Below are 21,671 nucleotides of genomic sequence, written 5' to 3'. Positions count from 1 at the left end.
GGGGAAGGTGGATCGGCGCGCAGCGCCGAGACGGATGAGGGGTGCTCCAGCGGAGTGAGACGTTAAAAAGTAAGTGCTTTCAGCATCTTAGATCTTTTCACGTCTCACTCCGCTGGAACACCCCTCATCCGTCCGAGCTTCGCTCGGCCACCTTCTCCCACAAGGCAGGGCTGTCCGGGGAAAGGTTCGGGTGAATCGAAATGCCGCATGTGCATGCCCCGTAAGACGGGGATTTTCCGTCTACCTTCTGGTTGTCGAGACTCAGAAAGGGAACGGGGCATGCGCTTTACGCCTAGCATTCTTGGCAAGCTGGTTGAACCGATCAATCGTCGCCGCTTCCAGACGATTGTGGATAGCCATGACGGGGATGCGTATGACAAGTCGTTCAAGAGCTGGGACCATCTCGTGGTGTTGATCTATGCTCAGCTCAGCGGCGCGACGAGCCTTCGCAGCCTGCAAGCCGGCTGGAACGCCAACTGCCAGCACCATTACCACCTCGGCAGCGACCTGTTGCGGCGCTCGACCTTGTCGGACGCCAACCGGCGCCGCCCTGTAGCCGTCTTCGCCGAGACGTTCGCCCTGCTTGCAGGCCAACTCGACCGGCAGATGCGTCGCGAAGGCAGTGCCATGCTGCGGCTGATCGATTCCACGCCCATCCCGCTCGGCAAGCTTTGCGACTGGGCCAAGTCGAACGGCCGCATCCGCGGCATGAAGCTGCATATCGTCTATGATCCAGACAGCGACTGTCCGCGCGTCCTCGACATCACCGATGCCAACGTCAACGACGCCCAGATCGGCCGCACCATCTCTATCGAAGACGGTGCGACCTACGTGTTCGACAAGGGTTACTGCCACTACGGCTGGTGGACGGCGATCGCGGCGGCGCAAGCCTTCTTCGTCACCCGGCCCAAAACCAACATGGGGCTCAAGCTGGTGTGCGATCGTCCCCTCGCAGCCATGCACGGCGATGGCTTCACCGTGCTTGAGGATGCCGAGGTGAGCTTTGCCAGCAAAGGCGATTCCAAACTGCCGATCCGCTTGCGTCGCATCATCGTGAAGCGAGACGAAGGCGACACCATCACGCTGCTGACCAACGATCTCGAGCGCTCGGCCGCCGACATAGCAGCCCTCTACAAGGGGCGCTGGCAGATTGAGCTCCTGTTCCGCTGGATCAAGCAGCACCTCAAGATCCGTAAGTTCCTCGGCAACAATGACAACGCCATCCGCCTGCAGCTCTTCGCCGCCATGATCGCCTATGCGCTGTTGCGCATTGCAGCGCGCGCATATCGCGTTGCACTGCCGATCCTGCGCTTCACCGACCTGGTGACACGATGCCTGTTCGAGCGGCGCCACATCGCCGCCATCGACAAACCGCCGCCCGTCAATCCAAGTCGAAGGTACCCCCGCTGCTCTCCCGATCAGATGAGCCTCGACTATGTCTAACTTTCCCCGGACAGCCCTGCACAAGGGGAGAAGGGAAAGTCGGCGTCTCACTTCACCTCGAATTGCGGGTCGACCGGTATCTGCATGGCCGTCACCAGATGGTTAGTCTGCCCGGCGAGCCCGATGATCGACACCAGCTCGCCATGCTGCACGTCGGTCATGCCTTTGGCCCGCGCGGCGGCGGTGTGCGAATGGATGCAGTAGGAACAGCCATTGGCGGTCGAGACGGCGATATAGATCATTTCCTTTGTCAGCGGATCGATGGCACTGTCGGCGACCATCACCGCCTTGAGCTGCTTCCAAACCCGCTTCAGCGCCGCCGGATCATTGGCCAGCCCGCGCCAGAAATTGTTGACGAAATCGGATTTCCGCGTCGCCCGGATATCGTCGAACACGGCCTTCACCGCCGGGATCTTTTCGACCTCGGCGTCGGTAAAAAGCTTTGTGGTGGCCATGAGCGTTTTCCTTTCAGTTTTAGATGCTGGGATTGAATCCGGATGCTTAATAGCCTCCGATAGTCCATTCACTTGATTGGCACTTGCGCCTTTCGGCGTGGCAGGCGGCACCGGTGGGGTGTGTCCAGATTCAGGTCAGGCCGAGTCGAAAATGGTGGGCTCCGAGAACCGGAGCGGAGCGTACTTTCGTACGTGAGCACCGGAAGCGGAGGAGCTCGCCATTTGCAGGCCGGCCTCACCTGAATATCGGCACACCCTAGTGCACCGCCGCATACATAATCTTCTCCTCCGTAGCCTCCGCCGGAGAGAACTCCTCCACGATGCGGCCCTGGCGGCAGACAAGGATGCGGTCCGACAGGTTTATGATCTCCGGCAGGTAGGACGAGATGACGACGACGGCGAGACCTTCGTCGGCCAGCCGGTTGATGATCTGGTGGATCTCTGCGATGGCGCCGACGTCGACGCCGCGCGTCGGCTCGTCGAAGATGACGATGCGCGGCTGCTGCACCAGCCCCTTGCCGATCACCACTTTCTGCTGGTTGCCGCCGGAGAGCTCGACCACGCGCGCATTGTCGTTGATCGCCTTGATGTTGAGCGTCTTGGTCCATTCGGCCGAGAGCTGGCGCATCTCCTGCTGGTTGATCACCCAGGCCTTTTCGCGGCCGGCGGCGAGCAGGCCGCCGAACAGGTTCTCCGCAATGCCCATCGTCTCGAAGATGCCTTCGCTCTTGCGGTCCTCGGTGACATAGACGATGCCGTCGGCCACCGCCTCGCTCGGCACGAGGTAGCGTACCGGTCTGTCGTCCAATTCAATCGCGCCACCGCGCAAAAAGTCGCGCTTGTAGATGCCTGAGACGATCTTGAAAGTCTCGGTGCGGCCGGAGCCGATCAGCCCGAACACGCCGGTGATCTGGCCCTCGAAGATCGAGAAGGAATTGTTGCGCACGATGTTGCTCATCGAGATGTCCTGCACCGAGAGCACCTTCTTGCCGGCCTTGCGCAATTTCGTCTCGTCGCGCTGGCGGTAGATCTGGCCCGTCAGCGAGCGCCCGACCATGGCGGCGACGATCCTGTCGCGGTCGAAGGCGGAGGTGTCGTCGGTGATCACCAGTTCGCCGTCGCGCAAAATGGTGATGCGGTCGGCGATCATCAGCGCTTCTTCCAGCGCGTGGCTGATGAAGACGATAGAGACACCGCGCGCCTTCAGCCTCCGGATCAGCGCGAAGAAATGGCGCTTCTCCTCGGGCGTCAGCGTCGCCGTGGGCTCGTCGAATATGATGATCTCGGCATTGTGGTGGACGGCGCGCGCGATCTCGACCATCTGACGCTTGGCAGCGCCAAGCGTCGCCACCATGGCATTGGGGTCGACCGGAAAATTCAGCGACTGCAGGAATTGCTGCGCCGAGATATAGGTGCCGCGCAGCCGGTTGAGGAATTTCTCGGTACCGAGATAGAGGTTCTGCGCCACCGTCATCGACGGCACCAGGCTGGTCTCCTGGAACACCATGGCGATGCCGGCTTCCAGTGCGGCGTGTGGCGAGGCATACGCCGTCTCGACGCCCTTGTGGAACATCTTGCCCGACGTCGCGTCGACGACGCCGGCGATGATCTTGGTCAGCGTCGACTTGCCGGCGCCGTTCTCGCCGAGCAGCGCGTGGATCTCGCCCTTCCTCAGATCGAAGCTGACATTCTTCACCGCCGGCACGCCGCGATAGGTCTTGGTGACGTTTTCCAGTCGGATGATCGGTTCCATCAGAAACCTCCCGTATCGAGCGCCAGCACACAATCGCCGCCTTTCGCGGCGACGTACAGGCGGCCATCCCGTTCGGCCACGCTGCAGACGCCGTGGCGCGTGCCATTGGCGCGGCTGTGCAGGCTGAATTGCGGCTGCAGGGCCGGGTCCAGCTTCACGACGAGCCCGTAAGAGCGGCTGGGCGACCACGGCTTGTGGATGCCCATGGTGCGGATGCCGCCGCATTGCAGCGGCTCGAGGAAGCTGCGGCTGGAGGCGAGCGCGGGAGCGATCCAGTAGGCCGGCGGCACCTGATCGATCATGTCCTGGCGATAATGCGTTTCCTGCAGCACGAATTCGATCAGCCGGTTGCGTGGCGCAAACAGCGTCAGCCAGGCGCCACCATCGCCGGCCGGCGAAAGCCGCGCGGGATAGCCGGGCAGATGCGTCAGCACCGTCGAGCGGTTGCCGTTCGATCCGTCGAAGCGAACAAGCTGGTGACGCCAGCTTTCGCTCACCAGCACGTCGGCGCCGATCGGATGCAGCCCATAAGGAAAGGCGATGTCACCGGCGATCCTCTGGAAACTGATGCCCCCTGCCCCGCGCCGCCACAGCGAGCCGGACGCGCCCTTCTTCATCAGGTCGGCCGCCCATTGCGAAGGCAGGTGCTGGGCCGAACCATTGGCCAGCCACAGCGTGCCGTCATCGGCATAGGCAAGCGCGGTGATGCACCTTAATTCGGCCGGCAGCGAAACCTCCTTGCCGGCAATCAGCAGCTTGCCGTTTTCCAATCCGGCAGTCAGGTCCCCCTCTGGCGACAGTGCCAGCGCGGTGACTGGCGACTGAAATGTCTCGACCACGACAGCCTCGGCACCGGCCGCGATCGCAAGGACGGCATTGCCGCTGGAGACGAGCAGCCGGCCGACCGCCGACAGCAGATTGTCCGGCTCGCTCAATTCGGCGAAGGCAGGCAGGTCATCCAGCCGCGTGTTGGGGCGGAAGGCGCCGTCGAGTGGCGGAATGGTGACCGCCCTGCCGCGAAAGACATCCAGGATCGGATCGAGGATCATGGTCTTGCTCCCCAATAGGAAGCGGGGCTGGTCCAGTTCGGGTCGGCGCCCGAAATCTTGTAGCGGCCAATGCGGTTGTTGAGGATGCCGCCGACGAACAGATAGCCCTTGTGCTCGCGCATCGACGTCACCATCGGATGCGCGTTGCCGGAAAGATCGCCGAGCGTCTCAACGATGCCGCCCTTCTCGTTGAACTTCACCACGCCGCCGGTGTTGATGTTGGGAAACAGCCATTCGTCCTGCGGCAGGCGCCGCGTCATGCGCTTGCGCATATCTGGGTGGCGTAGCGACAGGTCGAAGCTCGGCGTGCGCATGCCGAGCCAGGCCATCCAGTAATTGCCGTCCGACGCGCGATTGATGTTATCGGGATAGCCTGGCATGTCGCGGATGACGCATTCGGCGGTGCCGGCCTTCGGCCCTTCCAGCCAGTAGCGATGCACGCGGCAGGCCCAGCTTTCGGCGAAGAACAGCGACTTGCCGTCATGCGCCATGCAGACCCCGTTGGTGTAGCGATAACCGTCGAGCAGCGTCTTCGTCGAGCCGTCCTTCGGATCATAGACCAGCAGGCGTCCGGTGGCGCGGTTCTCGATCGAGTCCAGCGCCCAGTCATGCGCGTCATAGCGCTTGGTGGAATCCGTGAAATAGATGCGGCCGTCCGGCGCGATGTCGCAGTCGTTCGGGTCGCGCAGGCGCGCATCATCGACGATCGAGGTCCAGGAGCGCGACGTTTCGGCCGAAAGGCGCTTCACCTCGCGCTCCGGCGAGACCGAATAGAGCCCCATGGCGCCGACGCAGCTGATCAGATTGCCTTGCTTGTCGAAAGCAAGGCCCAGCGGAAAGCCGCCGATATGGGCAAACACTTCCGACTTCACATAGTCCGGCGCGAAGAAGCGAACGATCTCGCCGTGGCGTGTGCCGCAATAGAGATGGTCGTCACGATCGAGGATAACATCTTCCGGTCCCTCCAGCTCGCCGAGCCCGATATGGTCCGCTGCCGACAGCCGGTTGTCGAGCTCGTAGGGCGTGCCGGAGCCGGGCGCGGCCGATTGCGTCTCGCCCATCTTGAGATAGACCGGCGCGACATAGACCTCGTTCAGCACCTTGTGTCGGTTCTTCAGCCAGCGGATGTCGATGGTGACGGCGACCGCGAGCAGGATGCCGAGCACCATCTGGTTGGTGCCGGTGCCGTAGCCGAGCCGGATCAGGCCGTTGGTCATGGTGAGCACGATGATGGCGCCCATCAGGCCCTTGACCACAGAGCCTCGCCCGCCGCCGAGGCTTACGCCCCCGACCACCGCCGCCGTCAGCGCCATGATTTCCAGGTTGAGGCCGGTGCCCGGGCCCGCCCCGCTCAGACGGCAGGCGATGAGGAACCCGCCGATCGATGAGCAGAAGCCGGAAAAGACATAGGTCATGAAGACGGTGCGGCGCACGCGGATGCCGGCATTGTGCGCCGAGCGCCGCGAGCCGCCCACCGCCAGCACGTGCCAACCCGGCCGCGAGCGCGTCAGCGCGATATGCGTGACGATGGCGAGGATGACGGCCAGCCAGACCGAAATCGACAGGCCCCAGAATGTCCCGTCGCCGATGAAATCGAGCACGTCGGACGAGGCCTGGGAAAGCTGCACATCGGCGGCATAGGTGCTGACCAATATGTCGAACAGCGCCCGCCCGAAGATGAAGGTGACCAGCGTGGTGAGAAAGGCGCGCAGCCTGAGATACCCTACGAGGTAGCCGTTGATGGCGCCGAAGATGAGCCCGGTGGCGAGCGCCGCGGCCAGGGCCAGCCAGATCGACTGCTCGAGGATGAAGAAGACATAGACGGCGGAAAAGCAGGACAGCGCGAAGATCGAGCCGACCGAGAGGTCGATGCCGCCGCCCAGCATCACCACCGTCATGCCGATGACCACCAACGAGAACTCGCCGAGCTGGCGCGTCGATTCCTGCAGCGAAGTGAGCTTGAAGAAACCCGGAATGATCGAGCCGAACACGCCGAGCGTCGCCACCAGCGCCAGGAAAGGTATGGCGTTGTCGGTCCAGCGCTTGGTCAGGATCTCCCCGACCAGATGGTCGGGCACGAGATTGTAGCGCCAGGCCTGGAGGCGTTCACGAAAAGTCATCGGCGGCTGCTGTCATCAACGGGAAAAGAGGTGGCCGGAACGATCCGACCACCTCGTGGATGCGTTCGGGCGGCGCGCCTTATTTCGCCGCGGCTTCGGCCTGCAGCGCCTTCAGGTCCCAACAGCTGTCGGGCTTGAGATCCGCCTTGGTCGTCGCCTTCTCTAGCGTGTAGATATAGGTGTGCGAGGTGCCGGCCGGCTGGCCGCTCTGCAGCAGGAACTTGATGATGGCGTTCATGTCGCCCGACTGGCGGGCAAGATCGGTCATCACCACGGCGCCATAGGTGCCGTCGTTCAGCTTGTCGCAATCGGCTGCCTTCTCGCCGCCGCCGGTGGTGACCAGGAACACCTTGCCGTCGAGCTTGGCGTCGCGGATCGCAGCCGAGGCGCCGGTGGCGTCGCCGTCCCAGAAGTCGATGATCGAGCAGATGTCGGGGTGCTGCTGCAGCATCGTCGTCGTCACGTTGCGCGAGGTGGTCGCGTCCCAATTGGAATCCGGCTTGGCGACGACCTGGAAGTCGGGATGCTTCTCCAGCACCTTCATGATGCCGGCATACTGGTAGAGGCTGGACGAGTTCGCCTGGTCGCCCTGCACAAGACCGATCTTCTTGGACGAATTCTCGCCGCAGCCCTTGATGGCCGCTTCCGCTTCGAGCTGGCCGAGCTTGTCCCAGTCGCTGCCGACGAAGGCATCGGCCGGGAAGTTGGCCGGATTGTCGACCAGGATCACATAGGTGCCGGCGGCCTGCGCCTTCTTCATCAGCTTCGAATAGGAGTTGAGGTCCGGCGCGTGGATGATCAGAACATCCGGCCTTGTGTCGGAAGCGATGGCGTCGGTGATCGCCTGCGCGCCGGCATCGACCACCCAGTTCGGATCGCGGGTCTCGAAGGTGCCACCCCAGGCCTCGACTTCCTTCTTCAGGTAATGCGCCCAGCCTTGCGCCAGGTCGAAACCCATCGCCAGCGGCACCAGCATGACGCGCTTGCCGTTGAGCGCCTTGGCATAGGCGGCGGGACCTGGATCGTCGGCGGCGAAGCTCGGCGCCGCGAAGGCGGTAACGGCGAGCGCCGTGGCGGCGGCCATCAATGTTCTAAGTAGTCTCATGTCACACCTCTGGTTCGGTTTTCATTGCCGGGCGATCGTCACGATCGCTCCGGGTACCCCAGAGCAGGATGGGCTGGCCCATCTGCTCTAAATATCGCCCTGTTGCGCGGTCTGCTCGTCGCGCGGGTTGATGATGCCATCGACGATGATGGCTCCGAGCAGGATCGCCGCCTTGATCAGGTTCTGGTAGAGCAGCGGAATGTCGATGATGGTCATGGCGTTGAGCAGGATGCCGATCAGCGCCGCCCCCACCAGCACGTTGCGCACCCCGCCCCTGCCGCCGGACAGGCCGATGCCGCCGATCACCGCCACCAGCACGATGTCGTAGAGCAGGGTCGAATTGACGACGCGCGTGTTGATTGAATGCAGGCTGGCCGCTGTGAGCAGGCCGGCGATCAGCGCCACCACCGCCGAAAGCGCGTAGCGCAGCACCAGCATGGGGCGCACCGGAATGCCGATGTTGCGCGCCGCGACCGGGTTGTCGCCGGCGAAATAGATGAAGCGGCCCCATTTGGTGTAGCGCAGGAACAGGAAGACCAGGAACGCCAGTCCGGCAAAGACGAAGACCTCGACCGGTATGTCGAGGAAGCGCACGCCGCCGAGCAGCTCCACCCAATGGCCTTGCGGCACCGGAACGGCATCCTGCGTGATCAGTTGCGAGCGCACATAGCCGAACACGAAGGAGCCGGTAGCCAAAGTGACGAAGATCGCCGGAACGTCCGCATAGGCGACCAGAAAGCCGTTGAGCAGGCCGATGGCTAAAACGCCCGCCAGCACATAGGCGAAGGCGAGCCCATCCGAGGTGCCGGTGTTGAGCAGTTGCAGATACCAGGCGACCGACATCGCCATGATCGCCACCGCCGACAAATCGATGCCGCGGCCGATGATGACGACCGCCATGCCGAGCGCAAGGATGCCGAGCACGGACACCGACCGTACGATTGCCACCAGATTGTCGGCGGTCAGGAACCCGGGCAAACTGAGCGCTGCAGCAGCGAACAGAAGGATGGCGATGGCAAAGACAATGCCTTCCTGATTAAGGCGCCTCCAGTTCGGCCAGCCGATCGCGTTCATCGCTTTGTCTTTCGCCCCGATGGCAAGGCCCTGCAAGCCGCCATCCCGCACGAAAGCTAATCGGCCCGACAGCGGCTCGTCAAATGAATCCGCGTTCAAGGACCGCGCCTCTCCGACTATTTTCCGAGTGGACGCATCGATTGCCGTAACTGGCGCAATAGGCGGAAACTCTTGGGCTTTTTGGCGGCTCGTTGCCCCGATCACGCGGCTCGCGGAAGAACCCGTTCGAGGGCGACGCGGCCGGCGGAATTTGAGTCCGCGAAATCCCCCCGGCCCGACCTCAATTGTTCGTCGAATGCCCCGAAACCTCGGCGCCGGCATTCGCCGGCAGCACCAGGAAACGCGTCGCCGCGGCAAGACCAAGCAGGCCGATCGCGACGAAGGTGATTCTGAAGTCGACGAGGTCGGGCAAGGCTTCGCCCCTGAAGATCTGCGACAAGTTGAGGATCGCCGCCGCGATCGCCACGCCGAACAGCATCGAGATCTGCTGCAGCATGCTCGAGAGCGTCGCCGCCGAGCTTCGCTGCGGCGCGCCGATATCGGCGAAGGCCAGCGTGTTCAGCGCCGTGAACTGCATTGAGCGCGTAAGACCGGCGACCAGCATCAGCGCCGCCACCAGCACCTGCGGCGTCTGCGGCGAGATCGCGCCGCAAGCCATCATCGCCAGCGATGCGATCGCCCCGTTCACCACCATCACGGTGCGGAAGCCGAAGCGCCTGAGCGTCGGCGTCGTGACCGTCTTCATGCCGAGATTGCCGAGGAAATAGGCCAGCACCAACAGGCCGGCATCGACCGGACGCAGACCGAAGCCGACCTGAAACAGCAGCGGCAAAAGGAATGGCGTGGCGTTGATCGCGACACGGAAGACGGTGCCCGCGGCAAGCGTTGAGATCGCGAAGGTCAGCACCTTGAAGGCCGAAAGGTCGAGCAGCGGATGGCGGGCCAGCAAGAGATGGCGAACGGCGAACCAGCCGATCACGATGCCGATGCCGATGGAGCCTATCGTCGGCAGCAGGCCGTCCTCGGGATGCGCCAGGCGTTCGAGCCCGTAAAGCATCACCGCAAGGCCGAGCGAGGTGAGGAAAAAGCCAGGCCAATCGAATGGCTTCGCCTCGGAATCGCGGTCGCCCGGCACGAAGCGGGCAACCAGCGCAAGCCCGGCCAGCCCCAGCGGCGCGTTGATGAAGAAATTCCAATGCCAGGAGAGATAGGTGGTGATGAAGCCGCCAAGCACCGGCCCGACCACCGGCGCGAACAAAGCCGGCCAGGTGATCAACGCCGTCGCGGCGATCAGCTCGGATTTCTCGGCGTTGCGCAGCACCAGGATGCGGCCAACCGGCGTCATCAGCGCGCTGCCCAGGCCCTGCACGATGCGAGCGGCGACGAACTCCGTCAGGCTCTGCGAAAAGCCACAGGCAACCGAAGCCAGCGTGAACAGCGCGATCGCCAGGAGGAAAATATTGCGCGCGCCAAAACGGTCGGCAAGCCAGGCCGACAGCGGCACGAACACCGCCATGGTCAGCATATAGGCGGTGATGCCGATGCTCATCGCCACCGCCGGCACGCCGAAGGAATGGCCCATCTGCGGCAGCGACGTCGAGATGATCGTCGAATCGAGCAGCTGCATGAAGAAGGCGACCGCCACGATCAGCGCGACACGACGCGCCTGGCCTGCGGAATCTCCGGACGGGGACACGGCTGCGTTGTCGGGGATGCTGGTCATGACGCGCTGGTTGAACAGCATAAGCCCCGTCCAGTCCAGAGCTTATCCAACAAACTTTCGTGTCGCCTCTCCGCCTGTTATGGAAGAGCGCGGGCCGGCCGAGGGAAACGCATGAAGCCTATCTACATCGACTACCTCAACGCTCTCGACATCGAAGCGCTTGCCATGACCGACGCCGAGATCATTGGCGCCGTCGAGGCCGGGCTCGTCGCGCAGGGCAAGGGCCAGATCGTTATCGAGCCGCGCGTCCATCTCGAGCCGGATCCCTCCTTCCACGGCCACTTCAACGTGCTGCGCGGCTATGTGGCGCCGCTCGACGCCGCCGGCGTGAAGATCGTCGGCGACTATGTCGACAATTACATGCACGGCCTGCCGTCGGAATTCGGCATCCTCAATCTTTTCGATCCGCGCACCGGTACGCCGCGCGCCATCCTCGACGCCACCGTCATCACCGACATGCGCACGGGCGCGGTCACCGCCATCGGCGCCAAGCATCTGGCGAAGAAGTCGTCCAAGGTGCTCGCCCATGTCGGCGCGCGCGGCACCGCCTATTGGAACGTACGGCTGCTCGACCACCTCTTCGACTTCGACGAGATCCGCGTCCATTCGCGCCGGCCCGAAAGCCGTGACGCCTTCGCCGCGAAGCTCGCCGCCGACCTCGGCAAGCCGGTGCTGGCGGTGGCCAACTGGAAAAGCTGCGTCGAAGGCGCCGACATCGTCGTCGAGGCCTCGCGGCTGCCGGAGCCGCAGCCGCTGCTCAAGACCGAATGGATCAAGCGCGGCGCGCTGGTCGTGCCCTATGGCACGATGAGCGCGGTCGAGCTGTCGCTGACCGACATCATGCAGAAGATCGTCGTCGACGACTGGGGCCAGTGCAAGGGCGGCAAGTTCGGCTCGTTGCGCGCCCATGTCGAGACGGGACGGCTGAGCGAGGCGACTTTGCACGCCGAACTCGGCCAGATCGCGGCCGGCCTGAAGCCGGGCCGGCAAAGCGATGGCGAGACGATCCTGTTCTGGCATCGCGGCCTCTCGCTCTCCGACATCGCGCTCGGCAAAGCGATGCTCGCCAAGGCCGGCGAAAACGGCATCGGCCAGAGGCTGCGCTTCGCATGAGCCCGCTCGTTCTCACCGGCGCCGGCGTCAGCATCGAGGATGTTGCCGCCGTCGCGCGCAATTCCGACAAGGTCGAAGTCACGCCGCTGGTCATCGAGAAGCTCGGCAAGGCGCGGAAAGTCCTCGACGAGGCCGCGGCCGGCGGGCAGCAGATCTATGGTCTGAACACCGGGCTCGGCGCCAATCTCGGCACAGCGGTGGAAGGTGATGCCAGTGCCTTCCAGCGTCAGCTTCTCGACGGGCGTGGCGCCGCAGTCGGGGAAGCTTTGCCGATACAGACCGTGCGAGCGGTGATGTTTGCTCGCATCGCCATGCTTTCGGCCGGTGGCTCCGGTCTCTCGCAGCATGTATTCACGGCACTCGTCGAAGCCCTCAATGCCGGCGTCCATCCGGTCATGCCGTCGCTGGGCTCGATCGGCGCCGGTGACCTGGTGATGATGACGGCGATCGCGCACACGCTGATCGGTGAAGGCGACGCCAACTACCAGAGCCGTCGCATGCCCTCTGCCAAGGCGCTGATGATGGCGCGTCTGGCGCCGGTCAGTCTGGCGCCGAAGGACGGTCTATCGCTGATCAATGCCTCGGCGGTCTCGGCTGGCGCCGGCGCGCTGGCGCTTGTCGACGTCCTGTCGGCGATGGAACAGCAGCAACAGGCCGGCGCGCTGACCATGGAGGCGCTCGGCGCGAACCGCACCATTCTGGACCCGCGCCTGCATGTGGCCCGCCCTGCGGCATGCCAGGCGCTGGCCGCAAAGACGCTGCGCGAGCTGCTCGCGCGCGACCATGAACCGGCGCCGACCACCATTCAGGATCCGCTCTCGATCCGCTGTATGCCCTCGATTCACGGCGCGCTGATCCAGGCGATCGATCACGCCAGGCTGGCGGTCGAGATCGAGTTGAACGCGGCCGCCGACAACCCGCTGGTGCTTGCGGAGGACGCGCTCGTGCTGTCGACCGGCAATTTCCATACCTCGTCGCTGGCGCTCGCTTTCGAGACGCTTGGCCTAGCGATTGCGCAATGCGCGGCAGCCTGCGCCGCCCGTTTCATCCAGCTCACCGGCTCCAGCCGCCACGGCCTGCCAAAATATCTGTCGCCGATCGGCGGCGCATCAGCCGGCTTCGTGCCGTTGCAGAAAACGGTCACGGCAATCCTCGCCGGCATCCGCCAGAAGGCCAATCCAGCAATGCTCGACTTCCTGCCGGTGTCAGAGGGCGTCGAGGATCACGCCACCCAGACACCGCTCACCATCGCCAAATGTGCCGAGATGATCGTGCTGTGGCGGCGTCTGATCGCCTTGGAGCTGATGGCGGCGGCCCAGGCCGTGGATCTGCGCGAAGGGTTTGTGCTGGCGCCGGCAACCGGAGTGATCCACGCAGCGGTCCGCTCTCATGTCGCGACGCTCAAGGAAGACCGGTCGCTGGGGACCAGTGCCAACACACTCTACGCTGCGCTCGCCGACGGAACGTGGCGAGCCTAAAGCATGTCTCCCGACAAGTGCGCCCGGTTTCGCGATAAAGACATGCTTAGAATTGGAAACTTAAAGCAGCACCTATCGCCGCCCGTTCAGGGTTTTGCCTCAACCTTCTTCATGAAAAGGGTGAGCTCGTCCGGATCCATATGCACGATGTGCCTGTCTTCCGGATAGGCGCCGCTGTTGACGTCGGCGACATATTCGGAAAACGCCGCGATGCGCTCCTGCTGCAGCCGGTCATATTCGGCGGCGAAGTTGCGATAGACTTTCGAGTGGCGCGGCATGTGACCGCGATTGGCGCCGAGGATATCCTCGGCAAACAGATATTGCGCGTCGCAGCCGGTGCCCGCGCCCATCGACAGCATGATCAGCGAAGTACGCTCGGAGATCGCCCTCGCCACCTCCACCGGCACGACCTCGATCTCGGCGCCGATGGCGCCGGCGGCTTCCAGCTGCTTCACCGCCTCGAACACCTGCATGGCCGTATCGCCGGTCTTGCCGACAGCCTTGAAGCCGCCGGTCCAGGTCGCGCGGGAGGGAATGAGGCCGACATGGCCGATGACGGGGATGGCGTCGTCGGCCATGCGCTTGATCGTGGCGTAGCCGGCGCTGCAATAGACGGCGTCGGCGCCGGCCTTGTAGAGCCTGAAAGCCCAACGCAGGAAATCGTCGGCCGTGCCGATCTCGAAGAAGTTCTCGCCGGGCATGGTGAAGAGGCTGGGCGCCGCATCGCGATATTGCGGATTGAGCACCAGTTCCGGCGTCACCGAGACGATGTCCACCCCTGCCAGCTCGGCGGCCTCGGCCTCTTCCAGCGTCAGAACGCGCAGCATGGTCAATTGCCGCCTGCCCTTTATCGCGCGCAGATCGGCGACGGTCGGTCTCTTTCGGCTCATCGGACTTCGGTTCCCTCTATGTGTTGCGGCGATTTGCTGTCAGCCGATATCGATCATCACCTTACCGGCCTCGACCTTGACGGGATAGGTCTTGAGGTTGACGCAGACCGGCGCCCCTTTGGCCTGGCCGGTCTTGTAGTTGAAGCGGCCGTTATGCTTGGGGCATTCGATGATGTCGTCCATCACCAGCCCGTCGGCGAGATGCGCCTTCTCATGCGTACAGAACCCGTCGGTGGCAAAGAACTCGTCCTCCGGCGAGCGGTAGATCGCGAAGCTGCGGCCGCCATGGTCGAAGCGGATCACATCCTCCTCGTCCACGTCGTCCACAGCACATGCTTCGACCCACTCCGCCATCGTATATCTCCGAATTGCCGTAGCGCCTATTCGGCGGCCGCGGCCGTTATGTCGAGATCATGGAACTTGCCGCGGTAGGGCTTCGCCGTCGGCGGCAATTCGCGCTTGAGGTAAAAATCCTCATATTTCAGCTGCCGGAGCAGCACCGGCCAGACCTCGCGATAGGCGTGCCACATCGATGGGTTCGCCACCGGCAGATCATGCTTGATCAGCTCATGCAGCTTCGGCAGCGCGTGGTAGGGCACCATCGGGAACATGTGGTGCTCGACATGATAGTTCATGTTCCAGTAGATGAACCGGCTGACTGGGTTCATGTAAACCGTGCGCGTGTTGAGCCGATGGTCGGTGACGTTGTCGGCGAGCCCAATATGCTGCAACAGCCCCGTCAGCACCATGTGCCAGGTGCCGTAGAGGCGCGGCAGACCGATCAGCACCAGCGGTATCCATGATCCAAGCGCGATCGCGACAGCGATCGTCGCTGCGTAAACCACCATGTGCCAGCGCGCCGCGATCACCGCTTTGTGCTGCTCCATCTGCGGGATGTAGCTCTTCTCGTCCCCCGACAATATGCCGAAGGCTTGGCGCACCAGCGTCGGCAGCGAATAGCGGAAGTCGAGGATGCCGGTGAAGGCCAAAGCCGCCTTGATGAGGTCCGGCGGCCGCATCACCGCGATCTCGGCATCGCGGCCGACGATGATGGTGTCGGTGTGATGGCGCGCATGGCTCCAGCGCCACTGCACCGGATTGCGCATCAGCATGAAGGAAGCGATGTGGTAGACGACATCGTTCATCCAGCGCGTGCGGAAGGCGGTGCCGTGGCCGCATTCGTGCCAGCGCGAGTCGCTCGACGAGCCGTAGAGCACGCCATAGACGAACAGGAACGGCACGACCCACCACGTGCCCCAGAACCAGACGATGCCGACTGCCGAGCCCAGGATCGCGGCGATCCAGATGATGGTATCGCGGATCGCCGGCCCGTCCGAGCGCTGCATCAATTCCTTCATGGTCTTGCGCGGTACATCCGTGTGGTACCACTCGGCCGAGGCGAGCCCGGTCTCGATCGCCCGGCGCGTGCTTTCGCCGACAAGGCTGTAGTCGCGCTTGGTGCTGGAGGCCGTCGTCATCGTCCCTCCCCGCAATCAAAGCCCGTTCGCACGGAATTTGCCGTCGAGGAATGTCTTGGCGCGCGGCACGTCATCCTCGGTCAGATGCTCGATGATCACCGGGATGTTCGGATGCTTCTCGCTGAGCCGCTTGAGATAGAGATCGTAGTTCAGCGCGCCCAGCCCCGGCGCCGGTAGCTCGATCTCGCCGACGCCGCGGAAGGTCAGTCCCTCATGCGCGTCCGCGTCGCCAATATCGGCATGCTTTTCGCTCTTGTCGCCGCCCGAACGCTTCACGTCCTTGGCATGCGCGATTTTGATCTTGTCGGTCAGCGTGTTGAACACCTGGTTCAGCACCTGGTCCATGCGGTCGATGTTGTGCGCCTCGAAATAGTTGGTCGGATCCATCAGCAGGCCAAGTCCGGGATGATCGACCTGCGCGAACATTTTCACCGTCTCCTCGACCGAGCCGACGACATTGTTGACATAGGTCTCGAGCAGGAACACCGCGCCGTGGTCGTAAGCCGTCCGGGCGAGGTCGGAGATCACCTTGCGGCATTCCTCGAAGCCTTCTTCGGTCTTGTTCCTGGGGTGATGCACCCAGTCGGACTCGGTGTTGTAGGTGCCGGTCTCGGAAATCACATAGGGAGAACCGAAGTCGCGCGCGTTGCGGATGATCTCCTTGAGATAGGCAAGCCGCCTTTCCCGTTCTCCCTTCTCCGGATGGATGATGTTGGTGTAGCCGGACACGCAGCAGACCGGCAGGTTATGGTCGCGAAACGTGTCGCGCACCGTCCTCGCCTTGTCCTTGGTGATCTGCCCGGCCGACAGGTCGATATCCTTGAAATGCAGGTCGAGCTGCACGGTGTTGAAACCGAGCGCCCGGATGCGCCTTGCCGATTCCTCCAACTCGTAGGGAAAATAGCCTGTGAAGATACCTGCCTGCATCATGAGGTGAAGTCCTCCGGGTAAGCGATTCAGTTGCCGCGTCTTTCGACTGCCTCAGTCGACGCGGATTTCGGACAGCTTGACGGTACGGCCCTCGGCCATGGACCGGTAGCCGGCCTCGACCAGCGCCATGGTTCTGACGTTGTCGGCAACCGACAGCGCCGGCGACGTGCCGGTCTTCAAGGCATATTTCAGTTGCTCCATGACGCCAATGAAGGCGTGCGGGAACCACATCGTCTCCCAGCTTGGGCTGACCCATTTCCCGCCCGTCGTCTCGGTCGAGGCATAGGTCAGCGTCGAGGCGACGACCTTCGGCCAGCCGATCGTGCCCTTGGCAACGCCCTTGGTGCCGTCGACGCGCCAGGCGATGTGCTGGTCGTCGTCGTAGCCTTCCTGGCGCGGACCGGACCAGACATCCTCCAGCGATACAGCGAGCACGCCGGAAGGAAAGCGCAACGTCGACACCGTGATCCCGTCGGAATGGTCGAATTTCGTGCGCGGGTCCTTGCGCGTCAGCGTGGTGATCTCGTCCGGATCGCCAAACAGGAAACGCAGCACGTCGAGATGATGCACGCTCATATTGGCGAGCGTCAGCCGGTCGTAACCGGCCAGGAAGGTCTGCCAATGCGGGATCGCGTGCATGTCGATCTCGGCAAAGACGATCTCGCCAAGCGCGCCGCTGTCGATGATCTGCTTCAGAACGCGCATCGACTGGTCGTAGCGCATGTTCTGGTTGACAGAGAGGATCTTGCCGGAGGCAGCCGCCTCGTCGCGCAGCCTCACCGCTTCCTCGACCGAAAGCGCCAGCGGCTTCTGCGCCAGGATCGCCTTGATATGCGGCTGCTTGAGCGCATGGCGGATCAGCGCCGGCTGCTGGTCGGGAGGAAAAGCGAGGTCGACGATCTCGACTTGGCTGTCCTCGATCAATTGCTCCGGCGTGTCGTGGACGGTCGGGATATGCCAGCGATCCGCCACCTTCGCGGCATTCGCCTTGGTCCGGGAAGCGATCGCCACCACCGGAAAGCCGGCCTGCGCATAGGCGGCGAGATGGCATTCGGCCATGATCATGCCGGCGCCGATGCAGCCGATCCGGTAGTCCTTGACCCGGACCTTTACGTCCGGCTCGAAACCCGTGCTCGCCATCCATTCCTCCCATCGAGGACTGGATATAACGCGATGGTCCGGGCGTCAGCCAAGGCCAGCGCCATCATTTCCCATCAGCGCTATCAAGCGGCCGCGATCAGCACCGCGCTGTCCGGCGACCAGCTAAGCACGACCGGCTGACCTTCAGCCAACCTTTCGGCGCCGGTGTTCTGGACGATCACCTTCAGCGTCTGGCCATCGCGGTCGACGAAATAGGTGCTGTTGTTGCCGGCGAAGATGCGCTTCGAGACCTGCCCAGTGAGCATGTTGGCACCGACTGGATCGGGCTTTGCCGCACCGGTCGAAATCCGGATGCGTTCCGGCCGGACCGCGCAGCTCGCCTTGGCGCCGGCCGGCACCGAGGCGCCTGTCGAAGCCGCGATCGTCGTGCCGTCGGGCAGCTTGATCCCGGAGCCGGTGGCATTGCCGCGAAAGATGTTGGCGTCGCCGAGGAAGGTCGCGGCGAACTCGCTTTGCGGCCTGTCGTAGATCTCTTCCGGCGGTCCTTCCTGCACCAGCCGGCCGTCACGCAATATGCCGATGCGGTCGCTCATCGTCAGCGCCTCTTCCTGGTCGTGGGTGACGAAGATGGTGGTGATGCCGATCTCGCGCTGAATGCGCTTCAGCTCGATCTGCATGTCGACGCGCAGCGCCTTGTCGAGCGCGCCGAGCGGCTCGTCGAGCAGGAGCACGCGCGGCTTGGTGACGATGGCCCGCGCCAGCGCCACGCGTTGGCGCTGGCCGCCGGAGAGTTGGTGCGGCTTGCGCCCGCCGAGCTTGCCGAGCTGCACGAGATCGAGCGCGCGCTGCACTTCCTTAGCGATCGTCGCCTTCGGCTCGCCGCGCACCGAGAGGCCGAACGCGACATTGTCGGCGACGCTCATATTCGGGAACAGCGCATAGTTCTGGAACACCATGCCGATGCGGCGCTTCTCGACCGGCACCCGCTCGACGCTTTCGCCACCGATGGCGATGCGGCCGGAATCGGGAAAATCGAAGCCGGCGATCTGGCGCAGCAGCGTGGTCTTGCCGCTGCCGGACGGTCCGAGCAGCGCATAGAAGCCGCCATCGGCGAAATCGATCGAGACATCGTCCAGCGCCTTGTGCGCGCCAAAACTGCGGGAGACATTCGCGACCTGGACGCCAGCCATTATTTCTCTCCGCCGAATTTGAAGAAGCGCGCCGTGAGCAGCATCAGCGCCATCGACACGACGATGATGATGGTCGAGACCGCGTTGATCTCGGGGGTAAAACCCTTGCGGATCGCGGCATAGATTTCGACCGGCAGCGTCGTCTGGCCAGGCGTCGACAGGAAATATGAAACCACGAACTGGTCGAAGGAGACGGCGAAGGCGAACAGCCCGCCGGCGATCACGCCCGGCATGATCCAGGGCAAGGTCACGCGCATGGTCACCTGCCACTGATTGGCGCCGAGCGAGCGCGCCGCCTCCTCCAGCTCCGGCGCGAAGGTCTGCAGCCGGGCCGAGACGACGACAATGACATAAGGCAGCGCCAGCGCGACATGGCCGAGCAGGATGGCCACCAGCCCGCGGCCGATGCCGACGCCGAAGAAGAAGATCAGCATCGCCGTGCCGGTGATCAGCCATGGAATGGCGATCGGCGGGAAGAGCAGCGCCTGCAGGACTTTCTTGCCGTGGAACTCGTAGCGGTAGAGCGCCAGCGAGGCCATCGAGCCGAGCACCGTCGAGATCAAAGTGGTGATGACCGCGATCTCGATGCTGTTCCAGGTCGCCGCGATCAGCTGATCGTTCTGCCACAGCGATTGATACCAGTCCGTCGTCCATTCGAACGGCAATTGGTAGAAGGGCGAAGCGTTGAACGACATCGCCGCCATGATGACGATCGGCAGATAGAGGAAGGCGAGCAGCAGCACGATATACAAGCGCCCGAGCCATTCGAGGATGCGCGTCGTTGCCATCACGCAGCCCTCCGCAGGACGGGTGCGGCCAGCGCCAGGATGATCAGCACGACGGCGAGCAGGATGAAGGAAAGTGCCGCGCCCAGCGGCCAGTTGAAGACGGCGACGAACTGGTCCTCGATGACGGTGCCGTAGAAGGTGCCGGTGCGGCCGCCGAGGATGCGCGGCTCCATGAAGGAGCCGACCACCGGCACGAAGATCAGCGCCGCTCCCGCGATCAGCCCCGGCATCGACAGCGGGATGATGACGCGCCACAACACCTGCCGCCGCGACGCGCCGAGCGAGCGGCCCGCCTCGAGCAGCGAGTCGTCGATGGCCTGCAGCGTGAGATAGCAGGTGAGCACCATGTAGGGCACATAGGAATGCACCAGGCCGATGATGACGGCCGGATAGGAATACATCAGATCGATGTTGATCTTGAACGGCAGCACGGCGTTGAGCGCCGTGTCGAGGATGCCGCCTTCGCGCAGCACCATCGCCCAGGAGAAGATGCGCACAAGGCCGTTCGACCAGAAGGGCAGGATGACGAGCAGGAAGATCGCCTCGCGGCCGCGCCCCTTCAGCACCTTGGCCAGCACATAGGCCGCCGGATAGCCGATGACGACGCACCACAGCGTCACCTCGAGGCCGAGCCGCAGGGAGGCGAAGAGCAGCGTCGAGTAGAGGCTCTGCGAGAAGAAGGCGGCGTAGTTGCCGAGCGTGAACGACCATTCCTTTCCGGCCAGCGGCAGGTCGGTCATGAAGGAGAAGAAGACCATGGCGGACAGCGGCAGGAAGATCGCAACCGTCAGCCACAGATAGGCGGGTAGGAGAAGCGGCAGGGCCGGCTTCAGTCCGCGGCGCGAACCGATCGCAAGCTGGTCAGCCATCCTGCCTCTCCTCCCCGAAAGACCTCGATTACTTCACGTTGACCTTCAGCTCCTGCCACAGCGCCAGATATTTCTCGCGCTGCTCGTCGGTGACCGGCGCCTGGAACTGGATGCGCTTGGCGACATCCGGGCTGCCCATGACCTTGCGGTTGAACGCATCCTCCGGCAGCGCGTCGACCGCCTTGGTGTTGGCCGAAACCGGCGCGCCGACCTTGGTGACCCATTCGACGTAGAACTTCGGATCGATCATGTAGTTGATGAAGGCCTCGGCGCCGGCGACGTTTTTCGAGCCGACGGGAATCGAGAAGGCGTCGAGCCAGGCGACGGCGCCCTCTTGCGGGATGACGAGGGAGACCGGCAGCTTGAAATGCGTCTTGGCACGGTCGGCCGAGCCGCTCCAATAGGTGCCGATGTCGATCTGGTTGGAGGCGACCATCTGGTTCCAGTCGTTCTCCGAGCTCCAGAAGGTCTTGATTTGGGGCATCAGCGAGGTGAGCTTCGCCTTGACCGCGTCCATATCCTTGATGTCGTTGATGTTCTGACCCGACGCGATCGCGCCGAACTGCACCGCCTCGACGGCGTCGTCGCGGATGATGACGCGGCCCTTATGCGCCGGGTCCCACATTTCGGCGATGCTTGTCGGCGGCTTTTCGAAGGACTTTTCGTTGATGGCCAGAGCCGTCAGGCCCCACACCCACGGCACGCCATAGACCTTGCCGTCATGGTTGAGCATCGGCGAGCCGGCCTTGTCCTTGGCGATGTCGGCATAGTTGGAGAGTTTCGAGACGTCGATCGGCTGGATCAGCTTGCCGGCCATCGCCTGGTCGTTGAAAGCGGCGTTGATCATGACGACGTCATAGAGGCCGGGATTGGTGCGGATCTTGGTCAGCATCTCCTGTTCGGAGTTGAAGAAGTCATTGACCACCTTGAAGCCGGTCGCCTTCTCGAAATTGGCGACCGCCCACGGCTCGTCGGCGCCGTAACCTTTCCAGTTGAGCACATGCACTTCCTCGGCGGCCTGTGCTGCCAGCGTGAAAGCGGAGACGAAGACGGCGGTGGCCGTCAGAAAAGCGGTCAGTCTGGGCATGCGCATGTTCTTTTCCTCTCATTGT

Annotated in this window: 19 protein-coding genes; 3 read left to right on the top strand and 16 right to left on the bottom strand. The window is 63.5% G+C overall.

Annotation, left to right across the window (positions count from 1 at the left end):
• Positions 1–279: 279 nt before the first annotated feature.
• A complete protein-coding gene (locus EJ072_RS25875; protein WP_126078352.1) occupies positions 280–1,443 on the top strand; it encodes an IS4 family transposase in 1,164 nt (387 codons plus the stop codon).
• Positions 1,444–1,490: 47 nt separating this feature from the next.
• On the opposite strand, the gene EJ072_RS25870 is transcribed toward EJ072_RS25875, so the two are convergent.
• From EJ072_RS25870 to EJ072_RS25840, 7 genes are all read right to left on the bottom strand, one after another.
• Entirely contained in the window at positions 1,491–1,898 is a 408-nt protein-coding gene (locus EJ072_RS25870; RefSeq protein WP_126081900.1) for a carboxymuconolactone decarboxylase family protein, read from the bottom strand.
• A gap of 256 nt (positions 1,899–2,154) precedes the next feature.
• Positions 2,155–3,651, bottom strand: coding sequence for a sugar ABC transporter ATP-binding protein (locus EJ072_RS25865; protein ID WP_126081899.1), 1,497 nt, complete (start codon positions 3,649–3,651; stop codon positions 2,155–2,157).
• Entirely contained in the window at positions 3,651–4,700 is a 1,050-nt protein-coding gene (locus tag EJ072_RS25860) for a hypothetical protein (protein WP_126081898.1), read from the bottom strand. The genes EJ072_RS25865 and EJ072_RS25860 overlap by 1 nt, the downstream gene beginning before the upstream one ends.
• Entirely contained in the window at positions 4,697–6,820 is a 2,124-nt protein-coding gene (locus tag EJ072_RS25855; protein ID WP_126081897.1) for an SMP-30/gluconolactonase/LRE family protein, read from the bottom strand. Before EJ072_RS25855 ends, EJ072_RS25860 begins: the two co-directional genes overlap by 4 nt.
• 79 nt (positions 6,821–6,899) lie before the next feature.
• Complete coding sequence (locus EJ072_RS25850) at positions 6,900–7,925, bottom strand: sugar ABC transporter substrate-binding protein (RefSeq protein ID WP_042647576.1); 1,026 nt, start codon at positions 7,923–7,925, stop codon at positions 6,900–6,902.
• Between the two features lie 87 nt (positions 7,926–8,012).
• Positions 8,013–8,999 carry an ABC transporter permease gene (locus EJ072_RS25845; RefSeq protein ID WP_126083752.1) on the bottom strand — a complete coding sequence of 329 codons (987 nt, stop codon included), beginning with the start codon at positions 8,997–8,999 and terminating at the stop codon, positions 8,013–8,015.
• A 280-nt stretch (positions 9,000–9,279) separates the two neighbouring features.
• Complete coding sequence (locus EJ072_RS25840; RefSeq protein ID WP_126083751.1) at positions 9,280–10,722, bottom strand: DHA2 family efflux MFS transporter permease subunit; 1,443 nt, start codon at positions 10,720–10,722, stop codon at positions 9,280–9,282.
• 111 nt (positions 10,723–10,833) lie between these two features.
• Here EJ072_RS25840 and EJ072_RS25835 point away from each other — a divergent pair, with 111 nt between their 5' ends.
• Positions 10,834–11,835, top strand: coding sequence for an ornithine cyclodeaminase family protein (locus tag EJ072_RS25835; RefSeq protein WP_126081896.1), 1,002 nt, complete (start codon positions 10,834–10,836; stop codon positions 11,833–11,835).
• Positions 11,832–13,313, top strand: a complete 1,482-nt coding sequence (gene hutH / locus EJ072_RS25830) for a histidine ammonia-lyase (protein ID WP_126081895.1) — start codon at positions 11,832–11,834, stop codon at positions 13,311–13,313. Before EJ072_RS25835 ends, hutH begins: the two co-directional genes overlap by 4 nt.
• Before the next feature lie 86 nt (positions 13,314–13,399).
• Here hutH and EJ072_RS25825 read toward each other — a convergent pair whose 3' ends face one another.
• From EJ072_RS25825 to EJ072_RS25785, 9 genes are all read right to left on the bottom strand, one after another.
• The gene (locus EJ072_RS25825; protein WP_126081894.1) at positions 13,400–14,203 is read right to left on the bottom strand and encodes a 3-methyl-2-oxobutanoate hydroxymethyltransferase; all 804 of its coding nucleotides are present in this window, start codon (positions 14,201–14,203) and stop codon (positions 13,400–13,402) included.
• A gap of 39 nt (positions 14,204–14,242) precedes the next feature.
• Positions 14,243–14,557: a MocE family 2Fe-2S type ferredoxin gene (locus EJ072_RS25820; RefSeq protein ID WP_126081893.1), complete on the bottom strand. Its 315-nt coding sequence runs from the start codon at positions 14,555–14,557 to the stop codon at positions 14,243–14,245.
• 26 nt (positions 14,558–14,583) lie between these two features.
• Positions 14,584–15,681 (bottom strand): fatty acid desaturase family protein, encoded by a 1,098-nt coding sequence (locus tag EJ072_RS25815; protein ID WP_126081892.1) that lies wholly within the window; start codon positions 15,679–15,681, stop codon positions 14,584–14,586.
• 15 nt (positions 15,682–15,696) lie between these two features.
• Positions 15,697–16,611: a sugar phosphate isomerase/epimerase gene (locus EJ072_RS25810; RefSeq protein ID WP_126081891.1), complete on the bottom strand. Its 915-nt coding sequence runs from the start codon at positions 16,609–16,611 to the stop codon at positions 15,697–15,699.
• 51 nt (positions 16,612–16,662) lie between these two features.
• On the bottom strand, positions 16,663–17,751 hold the full coding sequence (locus EJ072_RS25805; RefSeq protein WP_126081890.1) for a Gfo/Idh/MocA family oxidoreductase: 1,089 nt from the start codon (positions 17,749–17,751) through the stop codon (positions 16,663–16,665).
• 83 nt (positions 17,752–17,834) lie between these two features.
• Positions 17,835–18,902: an ABC transporter ATP-binding protein gene (locus tag EJ072_RS25800; RefSeq protein WP_126081889.1), complete on the bottom strand. Its 1,068-nt coding sequence runs from the start codon at positions 18,900–18,902 to the stop codon at positions 17,835–17,837.
• A complete protein-coding gene (locus EJ072_RS25795; RefSeq protein WP_126081888.1) occupies positions 18,902–19,690 on the bottom strand; it encodes an ABC transporter permease in 789 nt (262 codons plus the stop codon). The genes EJ072_RS25800 and EJ072_RS25795 overlap by 1 nt, the downstream gene beginning before the upstream one ends.
• A complete protein-coding gene (locus EJ072_RS25790; protein ID WP_126081887.1) occupies positions 19,690–20,559 on the bottom strand; it encodes an ABC transporter permease in 870 nt (289 codons plus the stop codon). The genes EJ072_RS25795 and EJ072_RS25790 overlap by 1 nt, the downstream gene beginning before the upstream one ends.
• A 28-nt stretch (positions 20,560–20,587) precedes the next feature.
• Positions 20,588–21,652, bottom strand: a complete 1,065-nt coding sequence (locus EJ072_RS25785; protein ID WP_126081886.1) for an ABC transporter substrate-binding protein — start codon at positions 21,650–21,652, stop codon at positions 20,588–20,590.
• Positions 21,653–21,671 lie beyond the last annotated feature (19 nt).

Origin of the sequence: Mesorhizobium sp. M2A.F.Ca.ET.046.03.2.1, from assembly GCF_003952425.1 — a bacterium.
Lineage (GTDB): Bacteria > Pseudomonadota > Alphaproteobacteria > Rhizobiales > Rhizobiaceae > Mesorhizobium.
The sequence above is the reverse complement of the archived record's forward strand: the minus strand, read 5'-3'. Positions and strand labels throughout refer to the sequence as shown.

Coding starts and splice junctions, on each gene's coding strand:
- EJ072_RS25815 (WP_126081892.1), bottom strand. CDS start 15,681: ATGACGACGGCCTCCAGCACCAAGCGCGACTACAGCCTTGTCGGCGAA.
- EJ072_RS25865 (WP_126081899.1), bottom strand. CDS start 3,651: ATGGAACCGATCATCCGACTGGAAAACGTCACCAAGACCTATCGCGGC.
- EJ072_RS25855 (WP_126081897.1), bottom strand. CDS start 6,820: ATGACTTTTCGTGAACGCCTCCAGGCCTGGCGCTACAATCTCGTGCCC.
- EJ072_RS25810 (WP_126081891.1), bottom strand. CDS start 16,611: ATGATGCAGGCAGGTATCTTCACAGGCTATTTTCCCTACGAGTTGGAG.
- EJ072_RS25845 (WP_126083752.1), bottom strand. CDS start 8,999: ATGAACGCGATCGGCTGGCCGAACTGGAGGCGCCTTAATCAGGAAGGC.
- EJ072_RS25825 (WP_126081894.1), bottom strand. CDS start 14,203: ATGAGCCGAAAGAGACCGACCGTCGCCGATCTGCGCGCGATAAAGGGC.
- hutH (WP_126081895.1), top strand. CDS start 11,832: ATGAGCCCGCTCGTTCTCACCGGCGCCGGCGTCAGCATCGAGGATGTT.
- EJ072_RS25875 (WP_126078352.1), top strand. CDS start 280: ATGCGCTTTACGCCTAGCATTCTTGGCAAGCTGGTTGAACCGATCAAT.
- EJ072_RS25790 (WP_126081887.1), bottom strand. CDS start 20,559: ATGGCTGACCAGCTTGCGATCGGTTCGCGCCGCGGACTGAAGCCGGCC.
- EJ072_RS25870 (WP_126081900.1), bottom strand. CDS start 1,898: ATGGCCACCACAAAGCTTTTTACCGACGCCGAGGTCGAAAAGATCCCG.
- EJ072_RS25840 (WP_126083751.1), bottom strand. CDS start 10,722: ATGACCAGCATCCCCGACAACGCAGCCGTGTCCCCGTCCGGAGATTCC.
- EJ072_RS25850 (WP_042647576.1), bottom strand. CDS start 7,925: ATGAGACTACTTAGAACATTGATGGCCGCCGCCACGGCGCTCGCCGTT.
- EJ072_RS25795 (WP_126081888.1), bottom strand. CDS start 19,690: ATGGCAACGACGCGCATCCTCGAATGGCTCGGGCGCTTGTATATCGTG.
- EJ072_RS25820 (WP_126081893.1), bottom strand. CDS start 14,557: ATGGCGGAGTGGGTCGAAGCATGTGCTGTGGACGACGTGGACGAGGAG.
- EJ072_RS25860 (WP_126081898.1), bottom strand. CDS start 4,700: ATGATCCTCGATCCGATCCTGGATGTCTTTCGCGGCAGGGCGGTCACC.
- EJ072_RS25785 (WP_126081886.1), bottom strand. CDS start 21,652: ATGCGCATGCCCAGACTGACCGCTTTTCTGACGGCCACCGCCGTCTTC.
- EJ072_RS25800 (WP_126081889.1), bottom strand. CDS start 18,902: ATGGCTGGCGTCCAGGTCGCGAATGTCTCCCGCAGTTTTGGCGCGCAC.
- EJ072_RS25805 (WP_126081890.1), bottom strand. CDS start 17,751: ATGGCGAGCACGGGTTTCGAGCCGGACGTAAAGGTCCGGGTCAAGGAC.
- EJ072_RS25835 (WP_126081896.1), top strand. CDS start 10,834: ATGAAGCCTATCTACATCGACTACCTCAACGCTCTCGACATCGAAGCG.